This is a genomic window from Sneathia vaginalis (assembly GCF_000973085.1).
Lineage (GTDB): Bacteria > Fusobacteriota > Fusobacteriia > Fusobacteriales > Leptotrichiaceae > Sneathia > Sneathia vaginalis.
The window spans coordinates 489,286-504,665 of the sequence record NZ_CP011280.1 but is presented as its reverse complement, the minus strand read 5'-3'; the positions used below and the strand labels follow the sequence as shown (position 1 = coordinate 504,665).

Sequence of the window (15,380 nt, the reverse complement as noted above, 5' to 3'; positions counted from 1 at the left end):
CAAAAAAGAATGCTAAATTACTGCATTCTTAATTACTGATATAGTTGAATTTATAGTCCTATTAATTCTAGTACTATTATCCATAAAATTTTCTAGATTAAGGAATATGGTAGCAAAAATATTAGCCTCTATTTCAAACCTGTCTGTACCCATAATATTACTAAAACATCTATTTACTTCATCATGCTTTAGTATATGATAAAATTCATGACATAAAACAAAGTTGTACTCTATTTCATCTAAATTCTCATCTATTACAATAATATTTTTATCCCTAATCTTTATAGTATATGAAACTATATCTCCTATCTCATCTTCTATTATACTTACACCCTCATCTTTTAATATACCTACTATACTTTTACCGTGAGCCTTTTTATACTCCAGTGAAAATTCTATAGTTTCTTTTATCATAATTCGTTATTATCCTTCAACATATTAATATATACCTTAGTAATAGAGTTTTTTAGCATTTCATAGCTTTCTTTACTACTCTTATTCCCCTTAAAAAACATAATATTATTAGTTGATAATATTAAATCTAATTCTTTTAATTGACTATCTGATAACATACTTGTATCAATATCATTTTGCACTTCTTCAAAGCCTAATAAATATTGTGGACTAACATTCAATGCATGAGCTATCTTTTCTAGCTTATCACTAGGTATATTAATGTCATTTTTTTCATAACGTGAAATTGTAGATTTTTTTAAACCTATCTTTTCACCCAATTCTACAAGTGTTAATTTCTTTTGTTTACGTATTTTCTTTATTCTTTCCCCTATATTCACTATATCACCTACTTTACTATACTTTACTATATTTTTTACTAAAAAGCAACTTTTTTAAAAAAAAGTTGCTCTCCAGTATACTTATTTAATTTTTAATATTGTTCCTGTTAATGGTGCTAGTATAATCTTATCGCCTTTAATTTTTACACCTTTTGGACTAATAATTCTAGTTGTACCTGCACTATTTTGATCAGCTAATACTTTTGCATTCTTTAACTTATCATATTTAAATTCTCTTTCTACATTATCTGCGTTAACAAATACAACAAAGATATCTTTCTTTCCTTTAACTTCATAACCTATTGCATTATCAGTTGTTCTATTTGCAATTAATTTAACATTTTTATCTACATCTTTCTTAGTTGTTAATCTAAATGCATCACTTGATTTTCTTATCTTTATTAACCCTTCTACATATGGAACCATTCTACTATCTTTTATTCTTTCCCAATCTATGTGATTTATTGCATCTGGTGCATTATATGAATCTTTGTTAAAGCATGGATATTTAAATCCTTGTACATAGAATAATTTTTCTATTGAATTTTTATCTGGTACATTTACTTTATATTGCTTTGTTCTTCCATATTCTTGTCCTGCATGTATAAATGGTATACCTTGTGAAGTTAATATTATCATATTACCTAATAAGGCTCTTTTTTCTATTTCAGCAAAATCTTCTTTCTTGCCTGGATCTTTCATAGTTGATACAGCTATTGTATCGAATAAAGTTAAGTTATCATGTGCTGCTATGTATTGAATTACATCTCCTGGATCATCTGCTAAAAAGTTAGTAGGATTTGCTTTAATATTATTAAACACTCTATTAATATTTTCTTTTTTACCTGTTAAAAATGCTGGTTTACCTTCATCAGGAAATCCTGATTTTAAAGCATTTCTAATATCATCTGAGAACACTGAAACACTATTTGTTTCATTCACAAATCCTTGGTCAGATGGTTTAACTTTTATACCATCATCACCAACATAAGTTTTCCATCCTTCTCCTAGAATCAATACATTCTTATTTATCTTTGTAGCTTCATCTGCTATTTTTTCCATAGTTAATGCATCATGATCACCCATCATGTCAAATCTAAATCCATCAACCTTGTATTCATTCATTAAATATTTTATTGAATCTAACATTAGTCTTCTTGTCATATAGTGTGTACTTGCTAATCTTCCACCACCATAATTTGTTTTTGGCTTAGAATCTTTTGTCATAAAATGATAATATTTTGGTTCTAAGTTTTCAAAAATATCTACATTTGCTGTATGGTTATACACAACATCTAATATTACACCCATACCTCTTTTATGTATTTCATTTACAAGATCCTTAAATTCTTTTATACGTGTTTCTGGATTATCTGGATTAGTTGAATACATTCCTGATAATGAGAAGTAGTTTTGTGGATCATATCCCCAGTTATAGTTTGCTTTCTTTTGTAAATAATCATCTGATCTTTTTCTATTTGATTCATCTATATTATAGCAACTTAAAACTGGTAGTAATTGTATATGTGTTACACCTAATTTTTTTAGGTAGTCTAATTTTTCTATAAACGCCTTAAAAGTACCATAAGGTGCTTTTAATTTAAGGTTCTTATCTGAAGTGAAATCTCTTACATGTACTTCATAGATTATAGCATCTTCTCTATTTCTATATCCCTTTATTTTAGCAAAATTTAATTTAGTACCAATTTTATCTGGATTTACAAAGGCTGCTTTTGCAAATTGTTGCTTACTGCTTTTATTCCATGCTCCTAAAGATTTTGCATATGGGTCTAATGCCATTACCTTTTCATTACCTCTAGTTATTTCATAGCTGTATAAATAGTCTGTATAATTACTTATTTCCTTATTTGAAGTTAATTTTTTGTGCCATACTCCTCTTTTACCTTTTTCAAGTTCTACACTTTCAACTAACTTATTTACATCTTTTTTATCATATATTAATATTTTTACACTATCAGCACTAGGTGACCATAGATACGCATCTACTACACTACCATTTTTAGATAAGTATGTTCCTAATGGTCCATCATAGCTATACATATTATCTTTAAATTGCCAACCTTTTTCAGATTTGATACTGTTATCATCATATTTTACTGTGTATGGACCAGTTTTATCATTAAATTCACCCTTTATTACACAGTTATTACCTTCTATATCAATATCATCTATTTTAACTTCTTTACCATTTTTATCAAATACTTTTAACTTATCCTTAATATCTTCACGTCCAGTATTTTTTAATGTTGTAAAGGCTAAATTAAGTTTAGCTTCACTTAATTGAGTAACTTTTAATAATCTTACATCACTGATATAGTAATGGTTATTGTAAATATTTTTATCTAAATCTTTAATAAATATTTGTTTTGTATTTTCTACATCTTCAAATTTAAAGTCATCACTAAAGACTTTGCAATTATCATCTTTTTTCTTTCTATCTAGTATTAAAAATCCTATCTTTTTAGCATCTTTTTTTAATTTTACATCTACATAAATTTGTCCATTACCTTGCTTAAAATCTAGTCCATTTGGCCATTCACCTAATTTAACATCTACATCGTCCCATGCCCATAGTTGTAACTTAGAATAATTTTTGTCAGCTCTTTTATAGTATATTCTAAATATATTCTTTTCTTTAAGTGGTTCATCTAGATGTACATTAAAGTTACTATCAACCCAAACTTCATTTATTTTTTCACTAGGTAATTTTATAGTCTTATCATTTTCGTGTACCTTATTACCTCCACTTAAGACTATAAAGCCTATATCTTGTAATTTAGCACTCTTTTTAACATCTATATATTGACCATAAGCATCTTTTTTACTATAGTCAAACTTTAATTGACCATTAGGCCAATCATTACTTGGTTTATCGACACCTCCCCAAATCCATAAACCTGTACCATTTTTAATATTTTCAAAATGTATTCTAATATATCCTTCTTCTATTTTTGTAGATTTATTATTAGTAATACTTTGAGTATTAGCTACATTATCTGCATATGAAATGTTTGTAAAAAAAACATTAGATGCTAATAAAAGAGATATTATAGCAAAACCAAACTTTTTCATCTGTTTACTTCCTTTCAATGTTTTTGTATCCTACATATTTATTATATCTTGAATTTTAAAAAAGTACATTATTTTAGTCTTTTCTTGCTATTTATTCTTAGTAAACTTTTTATTAAAAAGTTTATTGACAATGGAATTTTTTTATTGTATAATCCTTGTATAGAACAATGAGAGTAAAAAAAAAGTAGATATTGAAATCTACTTAATATAGTTAACAGAATTATTATGAACAAAGCCAAGTGATTCTGCCTTATTTTGTATTTCTTTAATATTAACCATATTTGCCTTAGTTTCTTCTAAACTAGAATTTTCTTTTTTAAGTGCTACCAATTGTTCTTTTAGCATTTCATTATGTCTAGCACTAGCATATAGTGAAGAGTATGAAAAAATATTAACTACAGTAAATGATAATACTAATAGTACACTAACACTTATTTCTTGTACTGTTGCTGGTACTGCAACACCAAATACCCTTAATACTTTTCTACTTCTTACCCTATTTATTGTTCTAGTTCTATACATAACTCTCAAATCCTTTCAAATATTCTTAATTGTGCACTATGTGCCCTGTTATTTTCCTTTAATTCTTTTTCTGATGCACATATTGCCTTTTTATTTATTATCTTTCCCATAGGTTTCTTGCCACATACACATATAGGTATATCCTTTGGACATATACATGGGTTTTCATAATATCTAAATCTTTCTTTTACTATCTTATCTTCTAATGACTGAAATGTAATTATTAACAACCTTCCACCTGGATTTAATAATTCTATCGCATCATCTATTGTTTTTTTCAATACATCTAATTCACTATTAACAAATACTCTTAATGCTTGAAATGTTCTTTTAGCAGGATGTTTTTTCATCTTTTTACCAACTGCCCTAATTACTATATCCGCTAATTGTGTAGTTGTCTTTATTTCTCCCTTTTGTCTTTCAAAACATATATATTTTGCAATTCTTCTTGCTTTAGGATCTTGTCCATATTTGAATATGATATCAGCTATCTCCTTTTCAGTAAAATCATTAATTACCTCATAAGCAGAAACTTTTAAATCTTTATTCATTCTCATATCTAGCCTTGCTTCATACTTGTATGAAAATCCTCTTTTGGCATCATCTAATTGATATGATGAAACTCCAATATCCATCAAAATTGCATCTACTTTTTCATATCCTGCCATATATACTACATACTTAATATCTTTAAAATTATTCTTAAATATCTTAAGTCTGTCTTTATACTCACTAAGTCTTTTAGTAGCATATTCTATTGCATCGCTATCTTGATCTATCGCTATTAAATAGCCTTTACTTCTTTTAAGTATGCCCTCAGAATGTCCTCCACCACCTAGTGTACAATCAACATATGTCATATATTTATCATTTACAATATTTTCCATAACTTCATTGTAAAGTACTGGTTTATGATACATTCTTCCTCCTATAAGTCAAGCTCTTGTGCAATATCTGCAATATTTTCTAGTGAATCGCTCATAAATGAATCCCATCTACTCTTAGACCATATTTCCATTCTACCATTTTGACCTATAACGACTACTTCTTTTTCTAGTTCAGAATAAGTTTTTAATGATTGAGGTATATTTATTCTACCTTGTGCATCAAAATCTAATTCAGTGGCTGCAGATAAAAGAAATCTAACATAGGTTCTTTGTTTAATGTCAGTAGTTTTAATGTTTTCTAATTTTTTCATTTTTTCATTCCATTTGTCCATAGGGAATAGGTCTATACACTTATCAAGACCTCTAGTAATGACGAAATTTTGACCTTCTAATTGTTCTCTTAGCTTAGCTGGAAATGTTATTCTTCCCTTACTATCTATCTTACAATTATATTCACCCATAAATAGCATCGTCATCACCTACTTCCTCCACAATTCACCACTTTTATCCACCTAGTAAAGTTATACTACATTTTTTTTTAAAAATCAAGTCTTTTACAAAAAAAATAGCGACTTTTTTTATCATCGCTATGTTTTTTATATTTCATCTATCAATTATCATTTGCATATAGTTAAGATATTCAAATCCTAATCTTTCGTATAACTTTCTTGCCCTATAATTATCTTCCACTACTTCTAGTCTAATTCTTCCAAATTTTCCATATTTATCAAATAAATATTTAAATACTTTTGTTGCTACACCTTTTGATCTATGTTCTTCTACTATGTACAATTCTTCTACTAATAGGACCATAGATGCAGCTTCTTGTGAATATGTCTTTGATATCATACAGTAACCTATAACCTCATCATCACATTCTATCATAAATAGTTCTGCGTATACTTTGCTATGTAGCATAAAATTAAATGATTTTTCAAAATTTTCTGCTGGCACTGTGTGTAAACATGCACTAGAATTATAGAAGGTATCTGCAAATTGTAAATAAAGTGATCTGTCACTTTCTTCAATATTTCTTATACTTACTTGCATTATTCCCCCAAAAAAAAGTGCCTCATTCGAAGCACTTGTATAATTAAACTAATTCGATTATTGCCATTTCAGAAGAATCTCCACGTCTAACATCAGTCTTAACTATTCTAGTATAACCACCGTTTCTTTCCATGTATTTAGGTGCTATTTCCTTGAATGCTTTAACTACAGCTTCTTCATTTCTTAAAAATGCAAATGCTTGTCTTCTTAAATGTATTTGTTTTGCAACTTCATCAGTTGAATTAAATTTCTTTCCTAAAGTTATTAATTTTTCTACAAATTTTCTTAATTCTTTTGCTCTTGTTACAGTTGTTTCGATTCTTTCAGCTTTTATTAGAGAAATTGTCATATTTTTTAACATTGCTAATCTGTGATCAGTTCTTCTCCCAAGCTTTCTGTATGATTTTCTATGATTCATCTACTGTCTACCCTCCAATCTCTTATTCGATGTTAAAGCCGTATTCCTTAAGCTTTTCAATAATTTCCTTTAGTGATACCTTACCTAGATTCTTAACTTTTTCAAGTTCAGCTAAACTCATCTTAGATAAATCTCCTATAGTATTTATTTTAGCTCTCTTTAAACCATTACTTGCTCTAACAGATAATTGTAATTCATCTATTCTTAAATCTGCATAAGAATTTATTTCACCTCTTGGTGCAACTAATTCTTCTTCTTCGTCATCTTTTCTATATTTAGACATTGAATTTCCAATATTTGTAAATGGATTTACGTGTGTTATTAATAGTTCAACTGCATATGATAGTGCATCATGTATTTCTACACTTCCATCTGTTTCTATTTCAAGTATCAACTTATCATAATTAGTTACACGTCCAACCATTGTATCTTTTACTATATAATTTACTTTTTTTATTGGTGTATATATCGCATCAATTGCCAAGAAATTTATTTCCCAACCTTCTTTATCAATTTCATCTGAAACTACGAATCCTTCTCCAGAATCTACTAAAAATTCCATATTGAATTCTCTGTCAGTTGTTAAAGTTGCTATAACTTGATCAGGGTTTATTATATTTATTCCCATTTCTGTTTTTATATCTGCTGCAGTTACAACTTTTGGACCCTTAACTGATAACGACATTCTTTTTTCACCGGGTTCATCAAGCTCTATTATTATTTCTTTAACATTTAAAATAATATCAGTAACAGCTTCTTTTACACCATCTAAAGTTGTGAATTCATTTAAAACACCATCTATTTTAATACCCTTTATAGCAGATCCAGGTATTGACGATAATAAAATTCTTCTTAAAGCATTTCCTATTGTATTACCATATCCTCTATATAAAGGTTCTAATGTGTAAATTGCTGAGTATTGATTTACCTTTTCTTCCGTTAACTTAATATTCTTAGCTATCTTTTCTATATTTAACAAGCTAAATCACTCCTTGCATTGATTTAATAAACTAACTACACAAACTATCATCTAGAATAGAATTCTATTATCATTGCTTCATCAACTTCAAAATCAACTACATCTCTAGTTGGATCTTCTAAAACTCTTCCAATCTTTTTAGTTTCATCAAGTTCTAACCAACCAGGTATAGTTCTCTTACCTATTGCTTCCTTAATTACTTCTAAATCTTTAGAGCTTTCTCTAACTTCGATAACATCTCCTTGTTTTACTCTATATGATACAATATTAACTTTTTTACCATTTACTAATATATGTCCATGGTTTACTAATTGTCTAGCTTGTCTTCTTGTTGACCCTAAACCTAATCTGTAAACTACATTATCTAATCTTCTTTCAAGATATTGAAGTAGTAACTCACCAGTAACTCCTTCTTTTCTTGTTGCTTCTTCATATAATTTGTAGAATTGTTTTTCCATAACTCCATATACGAATTTTGCCTTTTGTTTTTCTCTTAATTGTGTTCCATATTCTGTTAATTTCTTATTTGCATTTGGTCTAATATTTCTATTTGATTTTTTATTTACTCCTAATGCTACTGGATCTAATCCAAGTGTTCTACATTTCTTTAGAACTGGTTGCATATTTCTTGCCATCTGTTTATTTTCCTCCTTACCCTAAATTATATTCTTTTCTTAGGTGGTCTTGCACCATTGTGAGGCACTGGAGTTATATCTACTACTCTTGTTACCTCTAATTCAGTTGCTTGTATAGATCTTATTGAAGCTTCTCTTCCAGATCCAGGCCCTTTAATCTTTATTTCGATTTTTTTCATTCCATTATCTATAGCCACTTGAGCTGCTTGTTCAGCTGCTATTTGTGCTGCAAATGGAGTTCCTTTTTTAGTACCTTTAAATCCTGAAGTACCTCCTGATTTCCAAGCTATTACTTTACCTTCTGTATCTGTAATAGTAACAACTGTATTATTGAAAGTTGAATGTATATATGCAATACCATTAGGTATGTTTTTTGCTTTTTTCTTCTTTGAAACTACTGTTTTCTTAGCCACTTACGCTTTCCTCCTGTTCCTTTTATTTCTTCTTAGCTACAGCCATTCTTGCTGGACCTTTTCTTGTTCTTGCATTTGTCTTAGTCTTTTGACCTCTTACAGGTAATCCCATTTTATGTCTTAGACCTCTATAACATTTTATATCTGTTAATCTCTTTATGTTAAGTCTAATTTCTTTTCTTAGTTCACCTTCAATTTTGTAGTCATCCATTATTTTTCTGATTTTACCTAAATCTTCTTCAGTTAAATCCTTAACTTTAATGTCTTTGTCTACTCCAGCTTTTTTTAATATTTCATTTGAAGTACTTCTACCTACACCAAAAATGTATGTAAGTGAGATTTCAATTCTTTTGTTTCTTGGTATATCCACTCCTGCTATTCTAGCCAAATTTTTTCCTCCTTTAATTTCGATATTACCTTCTTCAATATGCCTTATTACCTTAAATAATCAGCGATAAGAATAAGCTCTACGGCCAAACATATCTTTACAATTTTTATATCTACTAGGTATGTATAAAAATTATCAATAATGTTCTTTAATATTACTATCCTTGTTTTTGATTATGTTTACGGTTTTCACATATTACTCTAACAACGCCAGATCTTTTAATAATCTTACATTTGTCACAAATACATTTAACAGATGCTTTAACTTTCATCTGAAAACCTCCTTTATTTTTTTCTGTATACGATTCTACCACGCGATAAATCATACGGTGATATTTCTACAGTTACCTTATCACCTGGTAAAATTTTAATGTAATTCATTCTCATTTTACCTGATATATGTCCTAACACTGTATGCCCGTTTTCAAGTTTTATTTGAAACATAGCATTTGGAAGAGCTTCTAATATTTCTCCTTCTAGTTCTAGAACATCTTGTTTAGCCATTAAATCACCTCGAATCATATAATATAAAAACGTTACATATGTATGCAACTTTTACAGTATATCACACATATCAAAAAAAATCTAGTGTTTTCTAGATTTTTTTAATCACAAAATTTTATTAAAATTTCTTGATCTCTTTCTTCATACTTTTGTATTTCTATTCCTGCATTTTCCATTATTATTGTAGAAGCCTTTGTTAACTCGTGATGTTTATGCTTATCAGAATAATATACAACCTTACTTATTCCAGATTGCACTATTGCTTTTGCACATTCATTGCATGGATAGTGTGTTACATAAATAGTACTTCCATTTAATTTCATTATACTATTTAATATAGCATTTAATTCTGCATGAACTACATAAGGGTATTTAGTATCTAAAATATTATTACTTGTTTTACCCCATGACAATTCATCATCATCACTTCCCTTAGGAAAACCATTATAACCTATACCTATAATCTTCTTATCTTTAACTATACAAGCACCAACTTGTGTAACAGGATCTTTACTTCTTTTTCCTGATAAAAAAGCTAATCCCATAAAATATTCATCCCATGAAATATATCCTTCTCTTTTATACATTATTTCACCTCACTAATAACTTCATCGTTTGAACTAACTGTCTTTAAAATGCTCCCCTTTTTAACTTTCGTTTCTTTTAATAGTTTACCGTCTACATAAGTTACAGTATACCCTCTTTTTAATATACTCATATTATCATACTTTTCTGTATTAAGTCTTATCTTTTCAAGTAAAACTCTTTTTTCGTATAAATATTTTGAGATATTATCATCTAATTTAGAATTAATTTCATCTAGTCTTTGTTGTCTATTTAAAATAGTGTTTTCATAGAATTTTTGTATTATATAGCTTTGTTCTATACTTTCTAACCTAGTTTTCATTAATTTTACTCTTTGAACTAATAAATTATCTAATCTCTTTTTATACTCATTTAATTTTTCATCTATGTCTTTTCTATTCTTAATTAAACAATGAGGTGCATGTGTGGGTGTAGAAGCTCTTTTATCAGCTACTAAGTCTGATAACAAGTTATCTGCTTCATGTCCTACTGCTGAAATTATAGGTAAACTTGATTCATGAACAGCCTCTATTACAGCTCTTTCATTAAAGGCCCATAAATCTTCTATACTTCCTCCACCTCTTCCTATTATTAGGCATTCAACTTCTAATTCTTTATGTTTATTAAAAAACTCTATTCCTCTTGCTATGCTATACTCTGCATCCTTACCTTGAACTTTTGCTGGGTACAGAATTATCTCTACTTTAGGATCTCTATTATGTGTATTTCTAATAATATCTCTTATAGCATCTCCTGTGTCTGATGTAACAACTCCTATTCTTCTAGGAAAACTAGGTAATTTCTTTTTTATACCTTCATCAAAATACCCTTTTTCTTGATATTCTTTTTTTAATAGTTCTAATTTTTTGTATAACTCACCCAGCATATCCTGTTTTTCTACTCTTTTAGCTATTATTTGTACACTTGCATCAACTGAATATACATTTATATCACCATATACCTTAACTTTATCTCCTTCTTTTAGATCTAGTGGTATATCATTATATCTATAACTAAAACAAGCACATTTTATTCTAGCATTACTATCTTTTAAACTCATATACATATGTTTTAATTGATATGTAATATTTGATACTTCTGCTTCTATACATACACTTCTAAAAAACTCATTGCTTTCTACATAGTTTTTTATAATAGCATTAATTTGACTTACTGTATATACTTCCATTACATCAACTCCATTAATACATTCTTTAAATACTTAATTTCATCTCTTACTTTTATTGCATTTTCAAAGTCTAAATCTTTTGAAAATTCCTTCATACGCACTTCTAATTTCTTTATACGACTATTTATTTCTTCTATACTATTAAATTCTTGCTTAGTGTCTTCCTGTTCAATAATACCATTTAGAGAGTCTATTTCACTATTAATAGTATTTTTAGGTATTATTCCATTCTTTGTATTATATTCTTCTTGATACTTTCGTCTTCTTTCTACCTCTTTAACCGATTCTTTTATAGAATCTGTCATTATATCTGCATAAAGTATACAACGCCCATCTACATTTCTTGCTGCTCTACCCATTGTTTGTATTAAAGATCTTCTAGATCTTAAAAAACCTTCTTTATCTGCTTCTAATATTGCAACAAGTCCTACTTCTGGTATATCAAGACCTTCTCTTAATAAGTTTATACCAATTAATACATCAAACTCTTTTTTTCTTAGTCCCTTAATTATTTCCACCCTTTTTATTGTATCTATTTCTGAGTGCATATACTTAACTTTTAGACCATATTCTAAATAGTATGAAGTTAATTCTTCAGCCATTTTTTTAGTTAGAGTTGTAACTAGTACTCTTCTCTTATTTTTTATCTCATACTGTATTTCATCTAATAAATCATCAACCTGATTTTTAGTTTTTTTAATAATTATCTTAGGTTCTGTTATACCTGTAGGTCTTATCAACTGTTCAACTATTTCATTTTTAGCATGACTTAATTCATAGTCACTCGGTGTAGCTGAAACATACACAACTTGACCTATTCTATCAAAGAACTCTTCTTTTTTTAGTGGTCTATTATCAAAAGCAGATGGTAGTCTAAAACCATTTTCTATTAAAACTTGTTTTCTTGCATGGTCTCCATTATACATACCCCCTATTTGTGGTACTGTAATATGGGATTCGTCTATAAATAGAAGAAAGTCTTTTGGGAAATATTCTAATAATGTATCAGGTGCTTCACCTTGATTTTTACCACTTAAGTATCTTGAATAATTTTCTATGCCTTTACAATATCCTATTTCTTTTATCATTTCCATATCATATTCAGTTCTTTGCTTTATTCTCTGTGCTTCTAATATCTTGTTTTCTTTTTCAAAGAAGTTAACCCTATCTTTTAGCTCATCTTTTATTTCATTAAATATATCTTCTTTATCAAGAACTGATAAATAGTGTGTAGCAGGCATTATTGTAATTCTTTTTACACTCTTAATTTTCTTACAACTTATTGCATTTATTTCAGAAATACTTTCTAAGTCTTCATCAAAAAAAGTAAATCTATAGGCTGTTTCTTGATATGGAGGTAAAACATCTATTACTTCTCCTTTAACCTTAAATTTACCTCTTTCTAAGACTACATTATTTCTCTCATATCTTAAATCTATCAATCTTTTAATAAAGTCACTTCTTTTTATACCAACACTAACATCAATGGGTATAGAGTTTTCTTTATATGCCTTTTTAGAACCTAACCCATATATAGCAGAAACGGATGCAACTATTATTACATCCCTTCTATTTAATAGTGCTGCTGTTGCAGCATGACGTAGCTTGTCTATTTCATCATTTATACTAGAATCTTTTTCTATATATGTATCTGTGCTTGGTATATATGCTTCTGGTTGATAATAGTCATAATATGATACAAAATATTCAACTGCATTTTCTGGGAAAAACTTTTTGTACTCATTGTACAACTGTGCAGCTAAAGTCTTATTAGGTGCTAGGATTAATGCTGGTCTATTTAACTTTTCTATTACATTTGCAATAGTAAAAGTCTTCCCACTACCTGTAACACCTAACAAGATTTGCTCATATATACCATTTTTTAAATTTTCACATAAAAACTTTATAGCCTTAGGCTGATCACCTGTGGGTTTAAATTTTGAATGTAATTTAAAGTCCATTATCGTATATCCTCTACTATACTAGGGTTTTTCTTAAGTACTCCATATCTAAATAGTATGTATCCATCTACATTAGGAGTTTTCTTTCTAAATTCTCCATGTCTTTTAATTTCACCTTTTGGCCATGTATCTTCTTTATATACACCTTCTCCTATGTATAAAGGAGTATCAGTTTTTCTTGAAATGTTTGACCACCAATTAACTAATGTAGCGTAATCGGCTGCTTTGTTTCCAATTTTCCAATATATTTGTGGTGCTACATAATCTATCCATCCATTTTCCATCCATTTAACTACATCTGCGTATAGTGTATCATATGTTTGAAGTCCAGATGTAAATGATCCTCTTTCATCACTAGAAATATTTCTGTAAATTCCAAATGGGCTTATACCAAATGATAGTCTTGGCTTTATTTTATGTACTGAAACTGATAAATTCTTTATTAATTCATCGACATTTGCCCTTCTAAAATCTCCTATTGTTGCATATTTATTTTGTGCTTCAAATTCTTTTCTATCAAATTCTGGTAATTTTTCACCATTATATGGGTAAGGATAGAAGTAGTCATCTAAATGTAGTCCATCTACATCATAGTTTTTAACAATTTCTTCTATATTTTTGTATAATCTTTCAACAACTTCTCTTTTAGCTGGATTTAGATAATATTTTCCACCATAACTAAATACCCAATCCTTGTGTAAATTAGCTACATTTTTACTAGAAACTTTAGATAAGTCTGTTGTAGGAGTTGCTCTGTATGGATTTAACCATGCATGTAGTTCTATTCCATTTTCATGTGCTTTAGTTATGAAATATTGTAATACATCATAACCAGGATCTGCTCCCTTATACCCTGTTATACTTTTATCAAATGGATGTTCTTTTGATGGGTATATTACAGAATCAAAAGGTTTAACTTGTAGGAATATTGCATTTAATCCCCATTTTTTTGTATTTGCTACTATTTCATCTATTTCTTCTTTTTGTTTTTGCATATTATATGGAGTTGTATGTGGAAAATCTAGATTAAATGCTGTACTAACCCACACACCTCTTAAATTCTTATTAACATTTCTATACTTTCTGTCAAATACCTTACTTTCTAATTCTTTATCATTTAATATTCTATTATTTTCTAAATTAGAAATATTTTCTGTTTTTCTTTTTCCTACTATTTCTACTAAATCAGGTTTTGTTGTAGAACAAGACATTAAAAACATTAATATCCCTATTGAAGATAAAATTTTTATTTTATTTTTCATTTCTCATCCTTTCTTACTAATCCTACACCATCACCAAATGGTAATAGCACAAAATTATATTTCCTTAAATATTTAACAAATTCTTTTAAATTTCTAACAATAGTCTTATATCTCTTAGGATACTCATCCCCTGTTACATAACCTCTGAATAATAGGTTATCTATAAATATGAGACCATTATCGCTTAATTTCTCATAGCAAAGATCGAAAAAATCCTTATACTTACCTTTTGCAGCATCAATAAAAATGAAATCAAATTTTTGATCTATACTAGGTAAAACTTCTAAGGCATCACCTAGATACATATCTACATTTCTACCTTTTAAGTTTTCTTTTGCAATATTATATCTTTCTTCATCAATTTCTATTGTTGTTGTCTTCATATATTTTGATAAATAGTATGTTGAATAACCAACTGCTGTACCTATTTCCAACCCATTTTTAGGTTTTAATAACTTTATCATATATATCATGTACGCTAATACCTCATCGGTTATTATAGGGACATTATCATCTAATGCTTTTTCTTTAATACTTAGTATTTCTTCATCGTCAATAAAAAGCTCTCTTGCATAAATGCTAGCTTCTAAAAAATTCTCTATCACGTTTTTTCTCCATTCTTAATAAATTATATCACACATTTAAAAGAATTTGAAAATTTTTTGTATTTATAATATAATTATGGTAAAAAAACGAGGAGT

19 protein-coding genes are annotated in these 15,380 nt (G+C 28.3%); all 19 read right to left on the bottom strand.

From position 1 onward, the window contains the following. Positions 1–12: 12 nt before the first annotated feature. The 19 genes from VC03_RS06540 to VC03_RS02435 all read right to left on the bottom strand — a co-directional run bounded on the left by VC03_RS06540 (position 13) and on the right by VC03_RS02435 (position 15,284). Positions 13–414 carry an ImmA/IrrE family metallo-endopeptidase gene (locus VC03_RS06540; RefSeq protein WP_052727660.1) on the bottom strand — a complete coding sequence of 134 codons (402 nt, stop codon included), beginning with the start codon at positions 412–414 and terminating at the stop codon, positions 13–15. Continuing rightward, positions 411–794, bottom strand: a complete 384-nt coding sequence (locus VC03_RS06535) for a helix-turn-helix domain-containing protein (protein ID WP_052727659.1) — start codon at positions 792–794, stop codon at positions 411–413. The genes VC03_RS06540 and VC03_RS06535 overlap by 4 nt, the downstream gene beginning before the upstream one ends. Positions 795–875: 81 nt before the next feature. Beyond that, positions 876–3,887 carry a pullulanase gene (locus VC03_RS02515; RefSeq protein ID WP_052727658.1) on the bottom strand — a complete coding sequence of 1,004 codons (3,012 nt, stop codon included), beginning with the start codon at positions 3,885–3,887 and terminating at the stop codon, positions 876–878. A 198-nt stretch (positions 3,888–4,085) separates the two neighbouring features. Next, a complete protein-coding gene (locus VC03_RS02510) occupies positions 4,086–4,409 on the bottom strand; it encodes a hypothetical protein (RefSeq protein ID WP_046328524.1) in 324 nt (107 codons plus the stop codon). Positions 4,410–4,414: 5 nt separating this feature from the next. After that, positions 4,415–5,329: a 16S rRNA (cytosine(1402)-N(4))-methyltransferase RsmH gene (gene rsmH, locus VC03_RS02505; RefSeq protein ID WP_046328523.1), complete on the bottom strand. Its 915-nt coding sequence runs from the start codon at positions 5,327–5,329 to the stop codon at positions 4,415–4,417. A gap of 8 nt (positions 5,330–5,337) precedes the next feature. After that, positions 5,338–5,772, bottom strand: a complete 435-nt coding sequence (gene mraZ, locus VC03_RS02500; RefSeq protein ID WP_226869150.1) for a division/cell wall cluster transcriptional repressor MraZ — start codon at positions 5,770–5,772, stop codon at positions 5,338–5,340. A 127-nt stretch (positions 5,773–5,899) separates the two neighbouring features. Further along, complete coding sequence (locus VC03_RS02495; RefSeq protein WP_046328521.1) at positions 5,900–6,346, bottom strand: GNAT family N-acetyltransferase; 447 nt, start codon at positions 6,344–6,346, stop codon at positions 5,900–5,902. Between the two features lie 43 nt (positions 6,347–6,389). After that, entirely contained in the window at positions 6,390–6,764 is a 375-nt protein-coding gene (rplQ, locus tag VC03_RS02490) for a 50S ribosomal protein L17 (protein WP_046328520.1), read from the bottom strand. 22 nt (positions 6,765–6,786) lie between these two features. After that, positions 6,787–7,743, bottom strand: a complete 957-nt coding sequence (locus VC03_RS02485; protein ID WP_046328519.1) for a DNA-directed RNA polymerase subunit alpha — start codon at positions 7,741–7,743, stop codon at positions 6,787–6,789. Between the two features lie 47 nt (positions 7,744–7,790). Continuing rightward, positions 7,791–8,378 carry a 30S ribosomal protein S4 gene (gene rpsD / locus VC03_RS02480; protein WP_046328518.1) on the bottom strand — a complete coding sequence of 196 codons (588 nt, stop codon included), beginning with the start codon at positions 8,376–8,378 and terminating at the stop codon, positions 7,791–7,793. A 26-nt stretch (positions 8,379–8,404) separates the two neighbouring features. Beyond that, entirely contained in the window at positions 8,405–8,791 is a 387-nt protein-coding gene (gene rpsK, locus VC03_RS02475) for a 30S ribosomal protein S11 (RefSeq protein WP_046328517.1), read from the bottom strand. 22 nt (positions 8,792–8,813) lie between these two features. After that, positions 8,814–9,179, bottom strand: a complete 366-nt coding sequence (gene rpsM, locus VC03_RS02470; protein WP_046328516.1) for a 30S ribosomal protein S13 — start codon at positions 9,177–9,179, stop codon at positions 8,814–8,816. 157 nt (positions 9,180–9,336) lie between these two features. After that, positions 9,337–9,450 carry a 50S ribosomal protein L36 gene (rpmJ, locus tag VC03_RS02465; protein ID WP_046328515.1) on the bottom strand — a complete coding sequence of 38 codons (114 nt, stop codon included), beginning with the start codon at positions 9,448–9,450 and terminating at the stop codon, positions 9,337–9,339. 13 nt (positions 9,451–9,463) lie between these two features. Then, the gene (gene infA / locus VC03_RS02460; protein ID WP_046328514.1) at positions 9,464–9,682 is read right to left on the bottom strand and encodes a translation initiation factor IF-1; all 219 of its coding nucleotides are present in this window, start codon (positions 9,680–9,682) and stop codon (positions 9,464–9,466) included. A 101-nt stretch (positions 9,683–9,783) separates the two neighbouring features. Then, positions 9,784–10,269: a deoxycytidylate deaminase gene (locus tag VC03_RS02455; protein ID WP_046328513.1), complete on the bottom strand. Its 486-nt coding sequence runs from the start codon at positions 10,267–10,269 to the stop codon at positions 9,784–9,786. Beyond that, positions 10,269–11,456: an exodeoxyribonuclease VII large subunit gene (xseA, locus tag VC03_RS02450; protein WP_046328512.1), complete on the bottom strand. Its 1,188-nt coding sequence runs from the start codon at positions 11,454–11,456 to the stop codon at positions 10,269–10,271. Before xseA ends, VC03_RS02455 begins: the two co-directional genes overlap by 1 nt. Beyond that, entirely contained in the window at positions 11,456–13,417 is a 1,962-nt protein-coding gene (gene uvrB, locus VC03_RS02445) for an excinuclease ABC subunit UvrB (RefSeq protein WP_046328511.1), read from the bottom strand. Before uvrB ends, xseA begins: the two co-directional genes overlap by 1 nt. After that, on the bottom strand, positions 13,417–14,679 hold the full coding sequence (locus tag VC03_RS02440) for a glycoside hydrolase family 10-like protein (protein ID WP_052727657.1): 1,263 nt from the start codon (positions 14,677–14,679) through the stop codon (positions 13,417–13,419). Before VC03_RS02440 ends, uvrB begins: the two co-directional genes overlap by 1 nt. Continuing rightward, on the bottom strand, positions 14,676–15,284 hold the full coding sequence (locus tag VC03_RS02435) for an O-methyltransferase (RefSeq protein WP_046328510.1): 609 nt from the start codon (positions 15,282–15,284) through the stop codon (positions 14,676–14,678). Before VC03_RS02435 ends, VC03_RS02440 begins: the two co-directional genes overlap by 4 nt. Between the last annotated feature and the right edge of the window lie 96 nt (positions 15,285–15,380).